Origin of the sequence: Phenylobacterium sp. Root700 (genome assembly GCF_001429025.1) — a bacterium.
In the GTDB taxonomy this organism is placed as follows: Bacteria; Pseudomonadota; Alphaproteobacteria; order Caulobacterales; family Caulobacteraceae; genus Phenylobacterium.
The window spans coordinates 12991-30669 of sequence record NZ_LMHT01000026.1; the positions used below are offsets into that span (position 1 = coordinate 12991).

The window sequence follows — 17679 nt, forward strand, 5'->3', positions numbered from 1 at the left end:
ACCGGCCTTTTTCTTTGGGCGAAACGCCTATTTCGACGGCTTCCAGTCGAAGGCCAGCAGCAGGGTCCGCTGCGAGCTTTGGAAGTTGTCGTCCGACAGCAGGTAGAATCGCACCGATCCGTCCTTGCGCGGGATGGCCGCCAGGGCCTCGTAATTGTCGACGGTCAGGGGCCGGGCCATGTCCAGGCGGGCGATTTCGCCGCCCGGGCCATGGATCTGCAGGCTGTTGCGGCTGCCGCGCACCGGATCCCAGGCGCGAAGCAGCCAGGCCATGCGCCCGCCCGGCAGCGGCCGCACCGCGACCACCCCGAATTCGGCAGGCTTGGCGATGGTTGGTCCCTGGACGCAGCCGCCCGACAGCCGGCAGGTCCAGGTCTCACCCGAATCCTCGCCGGCGGCGACATAGACGTCGGGGCCCAGGCTCGGTACGGCGCTCAGGGCCTCCATGCCGCCGTTGGCCGGGAACTGAGTTTCAGGCGAAGGGACCGCGCGCGGAAGGCCGCCGGCGGCGGAATAAAGCCAGACTCGGTGTCGCTGTTCGAAGCTGACCAGCCGGTCGCCATTGGCCAGCAGGGTCATGCCCTCGGCGTCGGCTTCCAGCTTGCCTTGCAGCGGCTTGCCATTGAGATCGCTCAGGACGCTCAAGGCCGCGTCGGTCAGGCCGGTCGGCCGACCCTTCGAATCGAAGCTAAGCCGCGCCGACAGCAGGTCGCCCTCGTCGCTGATCGCGCTCAATCGGCCGTCAGCCGAGATTTCCATGTCCGACAGGCCATGGAACCTGGCGGTATCGGGCGAGGTGAGGGCCAGGCCGCCGGCATAATGGAAGTCGCCGATGCGATTCTGGGCGGGATCCTGCGGATTGAGCGGCACGGCGACCGCCGCCACGACGATTCGATGGCCCGCGGCGACCGGCGCGGTCGGCAAGGGTGCGTGGACGGGGGCGCAGGCGGCGAGCGCCAGCAGGGCGAAGGCCGATCTCGCCCCCGCGAGCCTCACGCGACCGCTCTCCGGACTTCCTTGAAGGTCGATCTCCGCGCCGCGCCGCCCTGCGGCCCCTGGGTGCTGGGCGGCGGGGCCAACAGGTTGGCGTTCTTGCGGGTGACCCTGCGGACGTCCTCGTCGAACAGTTCGGCGAGCTGATCGACGATGACGCCGGCCAGTTGCTCCACGTCGACGATGGTCACCGCGCGGCGATAATAGCGGGTGACGTCGTGACCGATGCCGATGGCGATCAACTGGACGGGGCTCTTACCCTCGATCTCGGTGATCACGTCGCGCAGGTGGCGTTCCAGATAGTGGCCGGAGTTCACCGACAGGGTCGAATCATCGACCGGAGCGCCGTCGGAGATCACCATCAGGATGCGGCGGGCTTCGGGACGGCCGATCAGGCGCTGGTGCGCCCACATCAGGGCTTCGCCGTCGATGTTCTCCTTCAGAAGCCCCTCGCGCATCATCAGGCCGAGGTTGCGGCGGGCGCGACGCCACGGGGAATCGGCGGACTTGTAGATGATATGGCGCAGGTCGTTCAGGCGGCCGGGCTGGGCCGGCTTGCCGGCCTTCAGCCAATCCTCGCGCGATGAGCCGCCCTTCCAGGCCCGCGTGGTGAAGCCGAGAATCTCGGTTTTCACGCCGCAGCGCTCGAGGGTGCGGGCCAGGATGTCGGCGCAGACCGCGGCCACCATGATCGGCCGGCCGCGCATCGAGCCCGAATTGTCGATCAGGATGGTGACGACCGTGTCGCGGAACTCGGTGTCTTCCTCTTCCTTGAAGGCCAGCGAGGCGGTGGGGTCGGTGATCACCCGCGTCAGGCGCGCGACGTCGAGGATCCCTTCCTCCAGGTCGAAGGTCCAGGAGCGGTTCTGTTGGGCCATCAGCTTGCGCTGCAGCTTGTTGGCCAGGCGCGAGACCACGCTGGAAAGGCTGGCGAGCTGTTGGTCCAGATAGGCGCGAAGCCTCGTTAGCTCCTCGGCGTCGCAGAGTTCCTCGGCCGCCACCACCTCGTCGTGGGCGGTGGTGAAGACCCGGTAGGTCGCCTGCTTGGCGTCGCCCTTCATGTCCGGACGCGCGGGCTGTTCGCCCTCGCCCATCTCCGGCGGCTCGTCGGTGTCCTCGGCGTTTGGATCGTCCTCAGCCTGCATCATCTGGCTGTCGGCGTCCTCGCTTTCGCGATGGGTCGCGTCGTTCTCGTCCATCGAGGCCTGTTGCGGGGATTGGCCCTCGCCGTCGCCCTCGTCGCCGTCTTCCTGGCTTTCGGCCTCGCCGTCCTCGCTGTCGCCGTCCTCGTCGGACTGGTCCGGCGCGTCGGACAGGTCATCGCCCATCGAAAGGTCGCGCAGGATCGTGCGGGCGATCTTGGCGAACAGCTTCTGGTCGTGGGCGACGTCGGCAAGCTTGTCGAGATCGGCGCCGGCCTTGCTCTCGACCTCGGCGCGGAACAGGTCGACCAGGGGCCTGGCCATGGCCGGCGGCGGTTCGCCGGTCAGCCGTTCGCGCGCCATCAGCGCAACGATGTCGGCCATCGGCGGATTGGCCAGGGCTTCGAGTTGGTTCAGCGGCTTCTTGGCCCAGATCTGCTCGTGAACGACGCGCAGATTGTCCTTCACCCCGACCAGCGCATTGGCGCCGATCGCCTCGATACGGACCTGCTCCAGGGCGTCATAGACCGGACCGCCGAGCGCCGAGCCCGGGCGGCCCTTGGCGTGCGCGGCGTTGTCGTGGTGGGCCAGGCGCAGCGCCATCTGGTCGGCCAGCCCGCGAATGCGCGCGGCGTCCATCGGCGTCAGGTCGCGCGGCGGGTGCGGCAGCACCGCGCGGTTGCCGGACAGCTGGGGACCTTCGCCCGAATAGACGATCTCAAGGTCGGGCATTTCGGCCAGCGAGCGCGCCGCGTGGGCCAGGGCGCGCTTGAAGGGCTCGATGGGGCTTTCGGGGTTCTTGGCCATGGCCAATTCTCATAGCGCGGGTGGGCGAAGCGAGGGAAGGGTGACTTGGCGTCCACGGCGTAAGGAACGGCCTGTCGAACGCGGCGTTGCGGCTTTCCTGGCCGGCAGGAAGATCCAGATCGACCAAATCACCTATGGCGCGGAAGCGGTTCTCTCGACGGTTATCGCCTCGTCGGCGTCCAGCGCCGCCTCGATGGCGGCGAGCAGCTTGGCGCTCTCGATCGGCTTGGGGATGAAGCCGCTCATGCCGGCGGCGAGATACTCAGTCACCTGATGGCTCATCACATTGGCCGACAGGGCCAGGATCGGGGTCGCCGCCAGCCCGCGTTCGGCCTCCAGTCGGCGGATCGCGGCGGTGGCCTCGACGCCGTTCATCACCGGCATCTGCACGTCCATCAGCACGACCTCGAAGTTTCCCGCCGCAAAGGCGTCGACCGCCTCGCGCCCGTTGCCGACCAGGGTGAGATCGACGCCGAAGGGCTCCAGCAGGGCCGACAGAATCAGCTGGTTGGTGGGGTTGTCCTCGGCGGCCAGGATGCGCGGGGCCGCCTGGGAGCCGGACGCGCGCGCGGCGGCGGCGGTCGCGACGCGGCTGGCGGGGCGGGCCGGCGCGCGCCATTCCAGCGGCAGGTCGAAGGCGAAGGTCGAGCCCTCCGACATGATGCTGGCCACGGTCATCGTCCCGCCCATCAGGGCCACCAGCTCATGGCTGATCGCCAGGCCAAGGCCGGTGCCGCCGAATTTCCGCGTCGTCGAGGCGTCGACCTGGTTGAACTTCTGGAAGAGCTCTCCCTGCCGGTCGGGCGGGATGCCGATGCCGGTGTCGCGAACGGTCAGGTGCACGCCGGCCTCGGTGCGGCGCACGATGACCGCGACCTCGCCCTGGTGGGTGAACTTCACGGCGTTGGAGGCGAGGTTGGAGACCACCTGGCGCAGACGCGCGCCATCGCCCCACCAGATGCCTAGCGCCTCGTCGTCGATCCCGATCCGGAACGCGACATCCTTCTGGTCGGCGATGCCGGCGAAGGCGTTGCAGGCGGTATGGATCGCGGTCGCGAGATCGAACTCGTGATTGTCGATCTCCAGCTTGCCGGCCTCGATCTTGGAGATGTCGAGAATGTCGTTGAGCACGGTCAGCAGGGCCTGGCCGGAGTCGCGCACGACCTCCAGACGCTCGCACTGGGCCGGGCTCAGGTCCTCGCGCGCCATCACCTGGGTCATGCCCAGGATGCCGTTCAGCGGGGTGCGGATCTCGTGGCTCATATTGGCCAGGAACTGCGACTTGGCGACATTGGCGGCGGCCGCCTCGTCCCGGGTGCGGACCAGTTCGTCCATGGCCTGTTGCAGGCTGGCGTCGTTGGCCGCCAGCTCGCGGAAGATCATCCGGATCCGCGTGGCCATGGCCAGTCCGGCCAGCACCAGGAGCGTCACCGCCATGGCGAACAGCGGGACAGCGTTGCGCATGACGTCGACGCCGGGCTTCTTCGGCGTCCATCCCAGCTGGCCGATGGTCTCGTTGTTGACGCCGACCATGGGCAGGGCGGCGAGTTCCCGGGTCGTGGTCGAGGCCACGTGGCTGGCGGTGACGCGCATGTCGTTATTGAGGTCGGCGAGGAACTCGGCGTCGATCTTGCGTGCGGTGATCACCAGATAGTTCGGTCCCGGCCGCGGCGCGACCGAGCGGGTCTCGGGGATGACGTTCGAGATCGCGACCAGATAGAACCCGTCTCCGGAGCACACCACGCCGCTGTTGGCGATCAGGGCGCCGATGCCGTTGCGGAGCAGGACGTCGTCCTGGCGCAGGGTTTCCTCCTGCCGGACCGAGCTCACCAGCAGCGCGGCGTCTCTCAGGAAGGCGGTGGTTTCGGCCGGCGCGATACGCCCGTCGCCGCGCCAGGCGTAGACCGGGCGATCGTCGCTATCGAGCACAAGGCTCAACTCGTGACCCATATAGGCGGCGAAATAACCGCCGATGTAGAGGTCGGCCCACTGGTTATCGAAAGCCGGCGACAGCTTGGTGTAGGCCTCGTCCCAGATCGAGGCCGAGACGATGTGGCGGATCATCTCCCGCTCCGAACCACGGAGATAGTTCGAGATCAGGGCGCGTTCTTCTGTGACCTGCAGCCTGTCCACCGAGCGGGCGGTGTAGAACAGCAGGCCGAAGCTGCCGACCACGACAATGACGACGATCAGCGCCGCCAGCGCCACGATGCGGCGAACCGCGCCGCGGTTGTGAGGTAATTTCGAACTCATCGCATCACGCCCGACATGGATGTCGGTTGTGCGATAACGCAGCTATCAAACCGTGAAGACGGGCTGCGACATTTGCGTCGGGATCGCCCAGTCGGACGATCCCGCACGAAAATTCAGGCCACGCGGACCCGGGCGGTGCTTTCCGGCAGGTCCTGGCCGAAGGCGCGCTGGAAGAACTCGGCGACGGTGCCGCGCTCCAGCTCGTCGCACTTGTTCAGGAAGGTCATGCGGAAGGCGAGCGCGATGTCGCCGCCGAAGATCTCGGCGTTCTGGGCCCAGGTGATCACGGTCCGCGGGCTCATGACGGTGGAGATGTCGCCGTTCATGAAGGCGTTGCGGGTCATGTCGGCCACGCGGACCATGGCCGCGATGGTGCGCTTGCCCTCGACCGTGTCGTAATGCGGCGACTTGGCCAGAACGATGTCGGCTTCCACGTCGTGGGCCAGATAGTTCAGCGTGGTCACGATGGACCAGCGGTCCATCTGGCCTTGGTTGATCTGCTGGGTGCCGTGATAGAGGCCCGTCGTGTCGCCCAGACCGATGGTGTTGGTCGTGGAGAACAGGCGGAAGAACGGGTTCGGCCGGATCACGCGGTTCTGGTCGAGCAGGGTCAGCTTGCCCTGGGCCTCCAGGATGCGCTGGATCACGAACATCACGTCCGGACGGCCGGCGTCGTATTCGTCGAACACCAGGGCCACGGGACGTTGGATCGTCCAGGGCAGGATGCCTTCACGGAACTCGGTGACCTGCTTGCCGTCCTTCAGGACGATGGCGTCCTTGCCGACCAGATCGATCCGGCTGACATGGCTGTCGAGGTTCACGCGGATCAGCGGCCAGTTCAGGCGCGCGGCGACCTGCTCGATGTGGGTCGACTTGCCCGTGCCGTGATAGCCCTGGACCATCACGCGGCGGTCGAAGGCGAAGCCTGCGCAGATCGCCCGGGTGGTTTCCGGGTCGAACTTATAGGCGAGATCGATGTCCGGCACGTGGGCGTCGCGCTCGCTGAAAGCGGGCACGGTCATGTCCACATCGACTCCGAACGTGTCGCGAACCGACACCTTCTTGTCCGGAACCAGAGCGATCAGCTTGTCGTCTTGGGTATTGGCGAAAGAAGTCATGGCGGGCTTCGATTACAGGGTTACGGACGCAATGCAAACGCCAGTTTGCATGCTCGGCGGGCCTGTTGCGAGGGCGCCGCGACGTCAGGCGGATTCCGCGCCGCGCCGCAACTCCCGAGGGCCGGCGCCCCACCACGCCTTCACGGCGCGCGAGAAGGCGCTTTCCTCAGAATATCCAAGGCGTAACGCCAGTTCCGCCAGCGACAGGCGAGATTCGGTGAGCAGGATCATCGCCTCCCGCATCCGCGTCTCGTCGCGAAGCAGCGAGAAACTGACGCCGGCCTCGTTCAGCCGGCGCTGCAGGCTGCGGACCGACAGGCCCAGTTCGGCGGCGGCGGCCGGCGCGGACGCTGTGCGGAACCCGGTCCTGTGAATCACGGCCTGGACCTGGGCGCAGAGGGTCTCGCTGCGGTTCTGATCGTGCAGCAGGCTTTCGGCGTAGGCGGCGTTCAGCTCCAGCAGCCGGGGGTCGGCGCCAGGGACCGGGCGGGACAGGTCGCCCGCCGCGAAGATCACGCCGGCCCGGGCCTCGAACGTGACCGGCAGGCCGAGGAAGGCCTCGTAGCGCTCGCGCGGCGCCGGAGCGCCGTTCATCAGGATCATCCGCTGGGGGCGCACGCCGGTCGCGCCGAACACCGCGCGCCGGGCGGCCAGGGTTCCGAGCACCGATTCGACCTGCAGCCGGTGGATCTCGACGGGGGCGGGCGTCGGCACATAGGTCAGGCGCAGGGTGTCGCCCTCGCGGACGGCTCGATAGCCGCCGCTGTTGCTGACCAGTTGCTGGTAGCGCAGCAGCATCTCGATGCTGGCGCCCACGGTGGCGCTGTGGGCGACCAGGATGGTGATGACGTTGCTGGCCTGGAACGGCAGGCCGGCGCCGATCTTGAGCCCCAGCAGCGGATCGGGGTTCAGCGTCGCCGCGCGTCGCCACAGCCGCCGCACCGAGGCGACGTCGACCCGGGAATCGCGGGCCGCCGAACCGGCTTCGAAGCCGCGTAGCCCGTGGGTCAAGGCGCGCCGGTCCACGCCCTCGCGGACCAGGCCGTCGAGGGCGGCGTTCACCCAGCCGGCCATGATCGTCGAGGCGCCACGCATCGCGCGACTAGAGACCAGACGTCAGCGAGAGCCAAGTCCCGTGGCGCGCAAAGTCATGTCTTCGGCGCGCGAGATCAACCCGGCGGGGCTAGGCTGCGGCCAGAGAATGGGTGGGCGATCAAGCCGGCTCGACCCAGGAGGAAGCACCATGACCCAGGCCCTCGCCGCCGCGCCCGACATTGTCGTCACGCCCCAGCCCACCGGGTTCGGCGCGGAAATCGTCGGGCTCGACCTTTCCAAGCCCTTGAGCCCGCAGGTCCTGGCGCAGGTGAAGGCCGCCTGGGCGTCGCACTCGGTTGTGGCGTTCCCCGATCAGCCGCTGTCGCTGGAGGCGCTGGAGGCCTTCACCCAGGCGATCGGTCCGTTCGGGGTCGATCCGTTCATCGCTCCGATGGCCGGCCACCCCAACGTGCTGGAGCTGCGCCGCGAGCCCGATGAGAAGGCGACCAATTTTGGGGCTGGCTGGCATTCCGACTGGAGTTTCCAGAAGACCCCGCCCGCCGCGACCCTGCTGCGTTCCCAGGTCGTGCCCCCGGTCGGCGGCGACACCCTCTTCGCCGATTGCTCGCGCGCCTATGACGCGCTGTCGGATGCGATGAAGGCGATGCTGGCCCCGCTGCGCGCGGTGCATTCGGCGACCCGCGCCTACGGAACCCAGGGCGTCTTCGCCAAGGAGACCGAGAAGCGGACCATGGAGATCATCGTCTCGTCGGAGGCCGACAAGACGCTCAGCCATCCGCTTGTCCGCACCCATCCGGTGACCGGCCGCAAGGCGCTGTTCGTCAGTCCGACCTACACGGTGGGGATCGAGGGCATGACCCTGAAGGAGGCGCACGCCATCCTCGGCTTCCTGTTCGCCCACATGACCCAGGACGAGTTCATCTATCGCCACAACTGGCGCAAGGACATGCTGCTGATGTGGGACAACCGCTGCACCGTCCACCTGGCGGAGGGCGGCTATGACGGCCACCTGCGGGTCATGCATCGCACGACCGTCGCAGGCGATGCGCCGGTCTAGGCGGCGTTCCCCGCCAGTCGGGCCGCCAGGGTCCGAGTCCGGCGGGCGGCGGTCCAGATCGTGCCAAGCACGATGATCGCCAGGCCCACGACCAGGGCCTGGCCCCGCCAGCCCCAGAGCGGTTCGAAGGCCGCCACCGCGCAGGTGGCGGTCAGCGCCGCCATCCGGTGCGGCTTGGCCATCGGACCGGAAAAGTCGGCGGGGAAGCCAAGTCCTCGCCCGAGTTCGCGGATGTAGGCGGTCAGCACCGCCAGCACCGCGGCGGCCCAGCCGAGCGGCACGCCCAGCGCCAAGCCCGAGGCGCTTGCGCAGTATCCGGCGCCGACCAGGAACAGGGCGTCGGCGATGCGGTCGGGCAGCTCGTTCCAGATCGGACCGGAAGGCCCACCCTTGCCGTGCTCGACTGCGACCATGCCGTCCAGCAGGTTGCAGACCAGCCGCAGCTGGATGCAGACGCCGGCCCCGATCAGCAGCCCGCCACGGGCCATGCCAGAGGCGCTTCCGGCCATCACGAACAATGCGCAGCCGAGGACGGCGAACCCTACGCTGCCCGCTGAGATGGCGTCCGGGCTCAAGCCGGCGCGGGCGAGGGCGGAGGCCAGGCCCTGCGCCCAGGAGGCGCCGCGGGTCTTCAGCGGGCGACGGTTCTCAGGTGCGGGTTCGCTCATCGGACGGCCTTGGCTTGGCCGCGCGCGAGCGTGGCGGAATAGATGAAGGCGTAGAGGGTCGAGACCGACCACGGTACGGCGATGGTGCGCAAAATTTCCGGCGTCCCGATCAGCTTGTGGACGCTCACCAGCAGGAGCAGCACGGCCCCGGCGGTGATCGCCGGCGGCAGGACATAGTTGAGCAAGGCTGGAAACCGGCCGTTCATCGCCTCCAGCGCCCGCTTGAGCACCAAGGTGATCAGGCCCGAGAGCACGCCCTGCGATAGCGCCGGCAGCCAGGCGGCGGCCAGGCCGTGGCCGCTGTTGGCGAACAGGGCCCAACCGCCCATGGCCAGGAACGCGAAGCCGATGTGAGCGACGCTCGATCCGGCGAAATTGCGAAAGCTCGAGCCCAAATGCCTGCGCCGTCCCTCTTGCTAAGGGTGGGACCCTTGCTGTCATACACGCTACGGTCAAGGCGCGCGGAGAAGGGGAGTTCGGCTTTCCCTGCTCGCGCCGGTCGAGCGGGAACATGTCGGCATGGATACGATTACAGCCTTTTTCGCAGGACAATCGCTAGCCCTGCTGTGGGGGCTGGGCGGCGTGCTGGCGTTCCTGACCCTGGCGGTCGCCGTCACCGCCCTGCTGCCGATGATCAAGCCGGCGGGAGACTTCACCAACCTGCGCCAGAGGATCTCGTCCTGGTGGGTGATGATCGCCCTGTTGGCCGGGGCGTTGCTGATGGGCTGGCAGGCGGTCACGGCCCTGTTCGTGGTGATCTCGTTCATCGCCCTGCGGGAGTTCCTGTCGCTGGCCCCGGTGCGCCGAGAGGATCGCCTGATCGTGCTGGCCGCCTTCGTGGCCATGTTGATCAACTACCTCTTCATCGTCATCGACGACTACGGCCTCTACCGGGTGTTCATCCCGACCTACGTGTTCCTGATCATCCCGTTCCTGATGGCCTGCATCGGCCAGACGCGGGCCTTCCTGGCGACCACGGCGACCTTCCATTGGGCCATCGTCACCTGCGTCTACAACCTCGGATATATCGCCTTTCTGATGCGGACCCCCGCCAGCGAGGCGTTGCCGGCCGGGGCCGCTGGCCTGGTGTTCTTCCTGCTGGTCGCGACCGAGGCCAATGACGTGGCGCAGTACGTCTGGGGCAAGCTGTTCGGGCGCCGCAAGATCGTGCCCAAGGTCAGCCCCAACAAGACTTGGGAAGGCTTCCTGGGCGGCTGGCTCACCACAGGCCTGCTGATCTGGTTCGTGGGGCCGGTGTTCACCCCGCTGAGCGGGATCGGGCTGGCGGTCCTGGCGATCTTCCTCCCCGTGGCGGGCTTCGCCGGTGACGTGACCATGAGCGCCATCAAGCGCGACATCGGGGTCAAGGACACCAGCGCGCTCATTCCGGGCCATGGCGGGTTGCTGGACCGCGCCGACAGCTTGACCTTCACCGCGCCGCTCTATTTCCACATCCTGGCCTACTTCGCCCTGGGGCGCTTCTGATGCTCTGGTTCCGCCGCCTTGTCCTGGTTCTGATCGCTCGGCCGATCGCCCGCATCTTCACTGGCGCCGATATCGTCGGGCGCGAGCGGTTGCCGCTGAAGGGGCCGGCGATCCTGGTCGCCAACCATGCGAGTCATGTCGACACCATCCTGATGCTGACCCTCTATCCGTCCCGCGGGCTGGACCGGGTGCGGCCGGCGGCGGCGGCGGACTATTTTCTGCGCGGCGGGCTGATCAGCTGGTTTTCCAACACCATCATCGGGATCGTGCCGGTGGCCCGCGACAAGGCCGGGACCGGCGTCGATGTGCTGGCCCCGGTCCGTGAGGCGCTGAAGGCCGGCGATATCGTGCTGATCTTCCCGGAGGGCACGCGCGGCGACGGCGAGGCGATGTCAGACCTGAAGAGCGGCGTCGCCCGGCTGGCCGCCGACGTCCCGGAGGCGCCGGTCATTCCGATCTGGCTGCAGGGGGCGGGCCGGGTGCTGCCCAAGGGCGGTTTCGTCCCAGTGCCGATGAACTGCACGGTGCTGGTGGGCGAGCCGCTGCACTGGCAGGGCGACCGGGCGGCGTTCATGACCGAGCTGCGGGACCGGCTGGAGGATCTTCACGCCAAGGCTCCGCCGCAGCGCTGGGCCTAGCGACGCTTACGGCGAAGCGGCCCTTAGGCCATCTTCGCCTTCTTCAACGACTGGTAGGCCTTGATCACCCGCTGCAGCTTGTGCTCGGCCGAACGGTCGCCGCCGTTGGAGTCCGGGTGGCAGCGTTTCACCAGCTCGATATAGCGGGCGCGGATCGCGGGGCCGTCGGCGTCATCGTCCAGATCCAGGTCGGCCAGGGCGTTGCGTTCGATCTTGCCGATGCGGCGCGTGTTGGCCGCCTCCGGGCTCGCCTTGGGGCGCTGGCCGCCGCCGAACAGGCTGAACGGGTCGCTATAGCCCTGGCCCTTGCCGAAGCCGTGCGCGGCGGCTGCCGCCTCGCGGGAAAACTTGCTGGCCTTGAACTGCCAGGTCGGCCGGTCGCCGGACGCGCTCTGGGCCTGGCGCTGGCGGACCTCGCCTTCGCTCATGCCGGCGAAGAAGTTCCACTGCTTGTTATATTCCGCCGCGTGCGGCTGGCAGAACCAGTAGTGCTCGTTCAGCATGTCTCGGGATTTCGGCGCACGCGCCGTCGCCGCCACCCGGCATCCCGGATGATCGCAGGCCCGTTCTCCGGGCTTGAGCGCATAGACGTCGTCGGTTCGCGTCGCTTCCTCCGAGGAGGGGGGACGCACCCGGATATCGACGAACTTAGGCTTGTATTGAAACGCACCGGCCATGGCCTGATTATGAGGGTCCTGAGTTCGCTTTTCTAGAATTGAACATGAAGCCGATGGGCGCCATATTTGAGACCATCCACGACAAGCTCACTGCGGCGTTCTCGCCGACCCGCCTGGAGGTCCAGGACGACTCTGATCGGCATGCCGGTCATGCGGGCGCGACGCCGGGGGGAGAGAGCCATTTCAACGTGACTATTGAGGCCGAGGCCTTCGCCGGAACATCCAAGGTGATGCGCCAACGCATGGTCTACAAGGCGCTTGCGACCGAACTCGCCGGACCCGTCCACGCGCTGTCGGTCAAGGCGCTGGCCCCCGGCGAGGGCGCTTAAGAAAATTATGATCCGGCGGATCGGATGACAGACGCATCCGTTCCGCCCAATATCGAACGACAAGTGTGTGAGCGCTCACGCCTGGGGAGGCGAGATTTGAAGACGACGATCACGGTCAATGGACAGGCGCGGACGCTCGACGTCGATTCGCGCACAACCTTGTTGGACGCCCTGCGCGAGCATCTCGGGCTGATCGGCTCGAAGAAGGGATGCGATCACGGCCAGTGCGGCGCCTGCACGGTGCTGGTGAACGGCGCGCGGATCAATTCCTGCCTCTCCCTGCTGGTCATGCATGACGGCGACCAGGTGACGACCATCGAGGGGCTGGGCACGGCCGAGAACCTGCATCCGGTTCAGCAGGCGTTCCTGGAAAACGACGCCTTCCAATGCGGCTACTGCACGCCCGGTCAAATTTGCTCGGCCGTCGGCATGTTGCAGGAGGCGGCCGACGGTTGGCCGAGCCAGGTGATGGAGGACGTCGCCGCCCTGGTCGACCTGACCGAGGCCGAGATTCGCGAGCGGATGAGCGGCAACATCTGCCGCTGCTCGGCATATCCCCAGATCGTGGCCGCGATCCGCAGCGTGGCGGGAGACGCCGCATGAGGCCCTTCACCTATGAGCGCGCCGCCGACGCCCTGTCGGCGGTCAAGGCGGTGGCCGAGAACCCCGGGGCCAAGTTCCTGGCCGGCGGCACCAACCTGCTGGATCTGATGAAGCTCGACATCGAACGGCCCACCCACCTGGTCGATGTCGGCCGGCTGCCTTTCGCCGGGGTCGAGGAGGTCAATGGCGGCCTGCGGGTCGGCGGGGCCATGGTCAACAGCAAGCTGGCGGCTCATCCGCGGGTGCGTGAGCTATATCCGGTGCTGGTGCGGGCGCTGGTCTCCGGCGCCTCGGGCCAGCTTCGCAACAAGGCGACGACGGCGGGAAACCTGCTGCAGCGGACCCGCTGCGCTTATTTCTACGACACCACCAAGCCCTGCAATAAACGCCAGCCTGGCTCGGGCTGCAGCGCCCTGGAGGGCGTGCACGGTTCGCATGACGCCATCTTCGGCGCCAGCAAGGCCTGCATCGCCAGCCACCCCTCGGACATGGCCGTGGCCCTGACGGTGCTCGGCGCCAGCGTCGAGACCCTGACGCCAAGCGGCGCTTCGCGAACCCTGGCGGTCCAGGATCTGCACCGCCTGCCCGGCGACACCCCCCAGGTTGAGACCGATCTGGCGCCCGGGGAGCTGATCACCGCCGTCCTGCTGCCGCCGCCGCCGGAGGGCGGGCAGGTCTATCGCAAGGTTCGCGGCCGAGCCTCCTACGCCCACGGCATCGCCAGCGTGGCGGTGGCGGGCGGCCGGGTCGCGCTGGGCGCCGTGGCGCACAAGCCCTGGCGCGCGGCCCATATCGAAGACGCGCTGGCGGCCGGCGCATCGGCCGTCGAGGCGGCCGAGGCTGAGCTTTCCAAGGCCGACCGCAGCGACCGTAACGCCCTGAAGATCGCCCTGGTCGGCCGCCTGGCCGCCGCGGCCATCGAAGAGTCAAAGACCCGGAGGACCGCATGAGCTCCGTCAAGGATTGGGCCGCGCCCAACCCCATCACCGAAAATCGCGGCGGGCTGATCGGCAAGGGCGTCGATCGTTATGAGGGCCGGCTTAAGGTCACCGGCTCGGCGCCCTACGCCTATGAAGTCGACGCGCCCTCGCGGCCGGCCATCGGCTACATGGCCACCGCCGCCATCGCCAAGGGCAGGATCGCCCGCATCGACACCAAGGCCGCCGAGGCTTCGCCCGGCGTGCTGCTGGTCTGGAGTCACCTGAACGCGCCGGCCCAGGCGCCGCGCGGGACGCGGGCCAATCCGCGTAGCCAGCGGCCGTCCAATCCGGTGCTGGCCAGCGACCGGATCGAGAACTTCGGCCAGACCGTGGCCTTCGTGGTCGCTGACACCTTCGAAAACGCGCGGGCCGCCGCGAACCTGGTCGAGATCGAGTACGCCGCCGAACCGGGCGTGGTCGATTTCGTCGCCAGCCTGGACCAGGCCGATCAGCCGCCCGGCGAGGAGGACGTCCATATCGGCGACTTCCCGGCCGCCTACGCTGCGGCGCCGGTGAGCGTCGACGAAACTTATGAAAGCCCGATCCAGAACCACGTCCAGATGGAGCCCTGCGCCACCACCGCCTGGTGGGATGGCGACAAGGTCACGGTTCACACCTCGATCCAGATGGTGAAGGGCGGCCAGCACGCCCTGGCCGAGACCCTGGCGATCCCGTCGGCCGATGTGCACCTGCTGACCCGCTACATCGGCGGCGGCTTCGGCGGGAAGGGCCAGGCCTATGACGACCTGATCCTGGCGGCGCTCGGCGCGCGGGCGCTGGGGCGGCCGGTGAAGCTCGCCTACACCCGTCAGCAGATGTTCCACGGCACCATCCACCGCCCGGCGGTGAGCATGCGGGTGCGGCTGGGCGCACAGCCCGACGGGCGGCTGACGGCCTTCGCAGTCGAGGCCACGACCCATTGCGCCCGCAACGCCATCTTCACCGAGCACGCGGCCAATTTCTCGCGCAACCTCTACGCCGCCCCTAACCGTCTGACTGGCCACCGGCTGGTGAAGATGGATCTGCCGGGGGCAGGGCCCATGCGGGCGCCGGGCGAGGCGCCGGGCATGCTCAGCCTGGAGTGCGCGATGGACGAACTGGCCGAGAAGCTGGGCCTCGATCCCATTGAGCTGCGCATCCGCAACGAGCCGGAGGTCGACCCTGAGACCGGCAAGCCGTTCTCGGTCCGCCAACTGGTCCGGTGCATGCGCGAGGGCGCGGCGCACTTTGGCTGGGAGCGGCGCAAGGCGCAGCCGCGCCAGGTTCGCGACGGTCGCTGGCTGGTCGGGATGGGAATGGCCGCGGCGATCCGCGGCAACTTCCTGCTGCCGGCCAAGGCGGGCGTGCGCATCGACGCCGACGGGATCATCACCCTGCGCCAGGGCATGACCGACATCGGCACCGGCACCTATACGATCCTGGCCCAGATCGCCGCCGAGACCATGGGCGTGCCGATGGAGCAGGTGAAGGTCGAGATGGGGGATTCCGATTTCCCGCCGGCCCCCGGCTCAGGCGGGCAGTTCGGCGCGGCGACGGCCGGGTCGGCCGCCTATGACGCCGGCATGAACCTGCGCAAGGCGCTGACCGAGCTTGCGGTCGGCGACCCGAATTCGCCGCTCTATGGCGGGCCGGCTGAGTACGTGACCTTCGAGAACGGCAACATCGCCATCGAGAACCGCAGCGAGACCCTGGCGGCCCTGGTCGCCCGCGCCGCGCCGGAGGGGGTCTATGTGGAGGGCTCGATCTCGCCCGCCGCCGACGCTCGCGACTATTCCCAGCATACGTACGGCGCTCACTTCGCCGAGGTCGGGGTCGACGTCGTCACCGGTGAAGTCCGCATGCGGAAGATGTTCGGCGTCTTCGCCGCCGGCCGCATCCTCAACGCCAAGACAGCCAAGAGCCAAATCACCGGCGGAATGATCTGGGGCGTCGGCACGGCCCTGACCGAGAGCAATGTCGTGGACCCGCGCTACGGCTCGTTCATCAACCAGGACATGGCGGGCTACCTGGTGCCGGCCCATGCCGACATCGTCGATCTGGACGCCGTCTTCCTTGACGAGGCCGACGACAAGGCCAACCCCATGGGCATCAAGGGCGTCGGTGAACTGGGGATCTGCGGGGCGGGCGCGGCGGTGGCCAACGCGATCTACAACGCCACCGGGGTGCGCCTGCGGGACTATCCGATGACGCCGGAGAAGGTGCTGGCGGGGATGCTGGCGGTCGGGCTCTAGCCGACCTTCAGCCGCAGTTCGCCGAGGATGCGGGCGAGGTCGCCTTCGCGGAACGGCTTCTGTAGGACCGGGGAGCCTTTGTCGGCTTCCCGGAGGCCGGCGTCGCCGTAGCCGGTGGCGAAGGCGAACGGCGCGCCCTTGGCCCGCAGCAGGTCGGCCAGGGGAAAGATCGGCTGGCCGCCGAGGTTCACATCCAGGACCGCGCAGTCGAGTTCAACGGTGTTGGCGAGCTCGATCGCCTCGTCCAGCCGCGAGGCCGGCCCGATAACCTTGCAGCCCAGATCCTCCAACATGTCCTCGATCAGCATCGAGACCATCATCTCGTCCTCGACGACAAGGACACGGAGACCGGCGAGATCAGGTAGTCCCGTCATTCTGAAGACTCCAAGTCCTGCAAGGGCAGCTCCATACGACAGGACACGCCCGATGGATCATAGTCCAGTTGGACGCGTCCAGCGAGTTCGCCGGCGAGGCCCCGTTCGAGCAACCGGCTGCCGAAACCGCGACGCACCGGCTTCGAAACGCTTGGGCCGCCGGACTCCACCCATTCGATCACCAGGTGTCGATCAGCTTCCTGGCCTTCCAGCCGCGAACTCAGGGCGACATGGCCCGACGGCGTCGAGAGCGCGCCGTATTTCAGCGCGTTGGTGGCCAGCTCGTGGATCGCCATGCCGAGCGCCACCGCCGCCTTCGGATTGAGCCGCAGGTTCCGGTCGCCCTCCAGGGTGAAGCGCGGGCCGCCGCCCTGACGGCCGCCGCCGTGCGGGCGCAGCTCGGCGGCAAAGATGTCGTGCAGGCTGGCGCCCTGCCAGTTTTCGGCGGTCAGCAGGTTGTGGGTCTGGGACAGCGCCATGAGGCGGGCCTCGAAGGCGTCGCGGAAGCCTTCGACATTGTCGGCGTTGATCAGGCTCTGGCGCGCGATCGATTGTACCGATGCAAGCGTATTTTTCACCCGGTGGTTGAGTTCGTTGAGCAACATCCGCTGGCGTTCGGCCGCCAGCCGCCGCTCCTCCACCTCCTGGCGGGCCGCCTGATGGAGCCGGACATTCTCGATCGCCACGGCCGCCTGAGCCCCGACGCCGGCCATCAGGTGCTCGAGCCGCTCGCTGAAGCGGCCAGGCTCCGGATGCCCGAACAGCAGCGCGCCGAGGACCTTGCCGGATCGCGAAACCACCGGCACGCCGAGATAGCTGCGCACCGGAAGATGGCCGTGCGGCATGCCGTGATAGGGCGCGCTATGGCCGTATCGCGGGTCCCGGGTGATATCGTCGGACCGCAAAATCCCTTCGCCGTTGAAGGTTGGCGCGAAGATCGCCGTCTTGCGGACCATGGGGAAGTGGTCGAAGGCCGAGCGCGGCGCGCCTGAGAGGGTGTAGAGGGACAGCGCCTCGTCTTCCCCGATCTGGTCGGTATAGAAAAACGCTCCGAAGGCGGCGCCGGTCAGTTCGACCCCGCCGTCGACCACGGTCTGCACCACCTGCTCCAAGGCCCCGCCGGCGCCGATGGCCGCGGCGATCCGGTTCAAGGCGTCGGCCCGCACGGTTTCCTCAGCGAGCGCGGCGCGCGCGTCTGCGAGGCGGGCCTCAAGCATCTTGAGGTCGACAGTCGAGGTGTCGGAAACGGTCACCTGTATGGGCGCTCC

The 17679-nt window shown here is 68.0% G+C and carries 17 protein-coding genes; 7 read left to right on the plus strand and 10 right to left on the minus strand.

The features are described 5' to 3' along the window. Positions 1 to 27 precede the first annotated feature (27 nt). The 5 genes from ASE02_RS13670 to ASE02_RS13690 all read right to left on the minus strand — a co-directional run bounded on the left by ASE02_RS13670 (position 28) and on the right by ASE02_RS13690 (position 7408). Positions 28 to 996 carry an esterase-like activity of phytase family protein gene (locus tag ASE02_RS13670; RefSeq protein WP_056735092.1) on the minus strand — a complete coding sequence of 323 codons (969 nt, stop codon included), beginning with the start codon at positions 994 to 996 and terminating at the stop codon, positions 28 to 30. Next, a complete protein-coding gene (cobT, locus tag ASE02_RS13675; RefSeq protein ID WP_056735093.1) occupies positions 993 to 2942 on the minus strand; it encodes a cobaltochelatase subunit CobT in 1950 nt (649 codons plus the stop codon). The genes ASE02_RS13670 and cobT overlap by 4 nt, the downstream gene beginning before the upstream one ends. 132 nt (positions 2943 to 3074) lie before the next feature. After that, the gene (locus ASE02_RS13680; RefSeq protein WP_082602066.1) at positions 3075 to 5195 is read right to left on the minus strand and encodes an ATP-binding protein; all 2121 of its coding nucleotides are present in this window, start codon (positions 5193 to 5195) and stop codon (positions 3075 to 3077) included. Between the two features lie 113 nt (positions 5196 to 5308). Beyond that, on the minus strand, positions 5309 to 6313 hold the full coding sequence (gene cobS / locus ASE02_RS13685; protein ID WP_056735095.1) for a cobaltochelatase subunit CobS: 1005 nt from the start codon (positions 6311 to 6313) through the stop codon (positions 5309 to 5311). An 84-nt stretch (positions 6314 to 6397) separates the two neighbouring features. Beyond that, entirely contained in the window at positions 6398 to 7408 is a 1011-nt protein-coding gene (locus ASE02_RS13690; RefSeq protein ID WP_056735096.1) for an AraC family transcriptional regulator, read from the minus strand. A gap of 148 nt (positions 7409 to 7556) precedes the next feature. Here ASE02_RS13690 and ASE02_RS13695 point away from each other — a divergent pair, with 148 nt between their 5' ends. Continuing rightward, complete coding sequence (locus tag ASE02_RS13695; RefSeq protein ID WP_056735097.1) at positions 7557 to 8426, plus strand: TauD/TfdA family dioxygenase; 870 nt, start codon at positions 7557 to 7559, stop codon at positions 8424 to 8426. On the opposite strand, the gene ASE02_RS13700 is transcribed toward ASE02_RS13695, so the two are convergent. Next, positions 8423 to 9094 carry a CDP-alcohol phosphatidyltransferase family protein gene (locus ASE02_RS13700; protein ID WP_056735098.1) on the minus strand — a complete coding sequence of 224 codons (672 nt, stop codon included), beginning with the start codon at positions 9092 to 9094 and terminating at the stop codon, positions 8423 to 8425. The genes ASE02_RS13695 and ASE02_RS13700 overlap by 4 nt on opposite strands. After that, complete coding sequence (locus ASE02_RS13705) at positions 9091 to 9489, minus strand: hypothetical protein (RefSeq protein ID WP_056735099.1); 399 nt, start codon at positions 9487 to 9489, stop codon at positions 9091 to 9093. Before ASE02_RS13705 ends, ASE02_RS13700 begins: the two co-directional genes overlap by 4 nt. A gap of 124 nt (positions 9490 to 9613) precedes the next feature. On the opposite strand from ASE02_RS13705, the gene ASE02_RS13710 reads away from it, so the two are divergent. Then, positions 9614 to 10579, plus strand: a complete 966-nt coding sequence (locus ASE02_RS13710; RefSeq protein WP_056735100.1) for a phosphatidate cytidylyltransferase — start codon at positions 9614 to 9616, stop codon at positions 10577 to 10579. Continuing rightward, entirely contained in the window at positions 10579 to 11217 is a 639-nt protein-coding gene (locus ASE02_RS13715; protein WP_056735101.1) for a 1-acyl-sn-glycerol-3-phosphate acyltransferase, read from the plus strand. Before ASE02_RS13710 ends, ASE02_RS13715 begins: the two co-directional genes overlap by 1 nt. Positions 11218 to 11240: 23 nt before the next feature. Here ASE02_RS13715 and ASE02_RS13720 read toward each other — a convergent pair whose 3' ends face one another. Further along, on the minus strand, positions 11241 to 11894 hold the full coding sequence (locus tag ASE02_RS13720) for a J domain-containing protein (protein WP_056735102.1): 654 nt from the start codon (positions 11892 to 11894) through the stop codon (positions 11241 to 11243). Between the two features lie 53 nt (positions 11895 to 11947). Between ASE02_RS13720 and ASE02_RS13725 the strand changes: the two genes are divergently transcribed. From ASE02_RS13725 to ASE02_RS13740, 4 genes are all read left to right on the plus strand, one after another. Next, a complete protein-coding gene (locus tag ASE02_RS13725; protein WP_056735117.1) occupies positions 11948 to 12223 on the plus strand; it encodes a BolA family transcriptional regulator in 276 nt (91 codons plus the stop codon). A 96-nt stretch (positions 12224 to 12319) separates the two neighbouring features. Then, positions 12320 to 12826: a 2Fe-2S iron-sulfur cluster-binding protein gene (locus ASE02_RS13730; RefSeq protein WP_235536696.1), complete on the plus strand. Its 507-nt coding sequence runs from the start codon at positions 12320 to 12322 to the stop codon at positions 12824 to 12826. Further along, the gene (locus ASE02_RS13735; protein WP_056735103.1) at positions 12823 to 13776 is read left to right on the plus strand and encodes a xanthine dehydrogenase family protein subunit M; all 954 of its coding nucleotides are present in this window, start codon (positions 12823 to 12825) and stop codon (positions 13774 to 13776) included. Before ASE02_RS13730 ends, ASE02_RS13735 begins: the two co-directional genes overlap by 4 nt. Then, positions 13773 to 16037 carry a xanthine dehydrogenase family protein molybdopterin-binding subunit gene (locus tag ASE02_RS13740; protein WP_056735104.1) on the plus strand — a complete coding sequence of 755 codons (2265 nt, stop codon included), beginning with the start codon at positions 13773 to 13775 and terminating at the stop codon, positions 16035 to 16037. The genes ASE02_RS13735 and ASE02_RS13740 overlap by 4 nt, the downstream gene beginning before the upstream one ends. Here ASE02_RS13740 and ASE02_RS13745 read toward each other — a convergent pair. Together ASE02_RS13745 and ASE02_RS13750 are read right to left on the minus strand one after the other, a co-directional pair. After that, on the minus strand, positions 16034 to 16411 hold the full coding sequence (locus ASE02_RS13745; RefSeq protein WP_056735105.1) for a response regulator: 378 nt from the start codon (positions 16409 to 16411) through the stop codon (positions 16034 to 16036). The genes ASE02_RS13740 and ASE02_RS13745 overlap by 4 nt on opposite strands. Beyond that, positions 16408 to 17664, minus strand: a complete 1257-nt coding sequence (locus ASE02_RS13750) for a sensor histidine kinase (RefSeq protein WP_056735106.1) — start codon at positions 17662 to 17664, stop codon at positions 16408 to 16410. Before ASE02_RS13750 ends, ASE02_RS13745 begins: the two co-directional genes overlap by 4 nt. Positions 17665 to 17679 lie beyond the last annotated feature (15 nt).

Bases quoted from the DNA above. Each gene is read 5' to 3' on its own strand.
- cobS (WP_056735095.1), bottom strand. From the start codon at position 6,313: ATGACTTCTTTCGCCAATACCCAAGACGACAAGCTGATCGCTCTGGTT.
- ASE02_RS13745 (WP_056735105.1), bottom strand. From the start codon at position 16,411: ATGACGGGACTACCTGATCTCGCCGGTCTCCGTGTCCTTGTCGTCGAG.
- cobT (WP_056735093.1), bottom strand. From the start codon at position 2,942: ATGGCCAAGAACCCCGAAAGCCCCATCGAGCCCTTCAAGCGCGCCCTG.
- ASE02_RS13680 (WP_082602066.1), bottom strand. From the start codon at position 5,195: ATGAGTTCGAAATTACCTCACAACCGCGGCGCGGTTCGCCGCATCGTG.
- ASE02_RS13695 (WP_056735097.1), top strand. From the start codon at position 7,557: ATGACCCAGGCCCTCGCCGCCGCGCCCGACATTGTCGTCACGCCCCAG.
- ASE02_RS13700 (WP_056735098.1), bottom strand. From the start codon at position 9,094: ATGAGCGAACCCGCACCTGAGAACCGTCGCCCGCTGAAGACCCGCGGC.
- ASE02_RS13735 (WP_056735103.1), top strand. From the start codon at position 12,823: ATGAGGCCCTTCACCTATGAGCGCGCCGCCGACGCCCTGTCGGCGGTC.
- ASE02_RS13740 (WP_056735104.1), top strand. From the start codon at position 13,773: ATGAGCTCCGTCAAGGATTGGGCCGCGCCCAACCCCATCACCGAAAAT.
- ASE02_RS13725 (WP_056735117.1), top strand. From the start codon at position 11,948: ATGGGCGCCATATTTGAGACCATCCACGACAAGCTCACTGCGGCGTTC.
- ASE02_RS13715 (WP_056735101.1), top strand. From the start codon at position 10,579: ATGCTCTGGTTCCGCCGCCTTGTCCTGGTTCTGATCGCTCGGCCGATC.
- ASE02_RS13710 (WP_056735100.1), top strand. From the start codon at position 9,614: ATGGATACGATTACAGCCTTTTTCGCAGGACAATCGCTAGCCCTGCTG.
- ASE02_RS13690 (WP_056735096.1), bottom strand. From the start codon at position 7,408: ATGCGTGGCGCCTCGACGATCATGGCCGGCTGGGTGAACGCCGCCCTC.
- ASE02_RS13720 (WP_056735102.1), bottom strand. From the start codon at position 11,894: ATGGCCGGTGCGTTTCAATACAAGCCTAAGTTCGTCGATATCCGGGTG.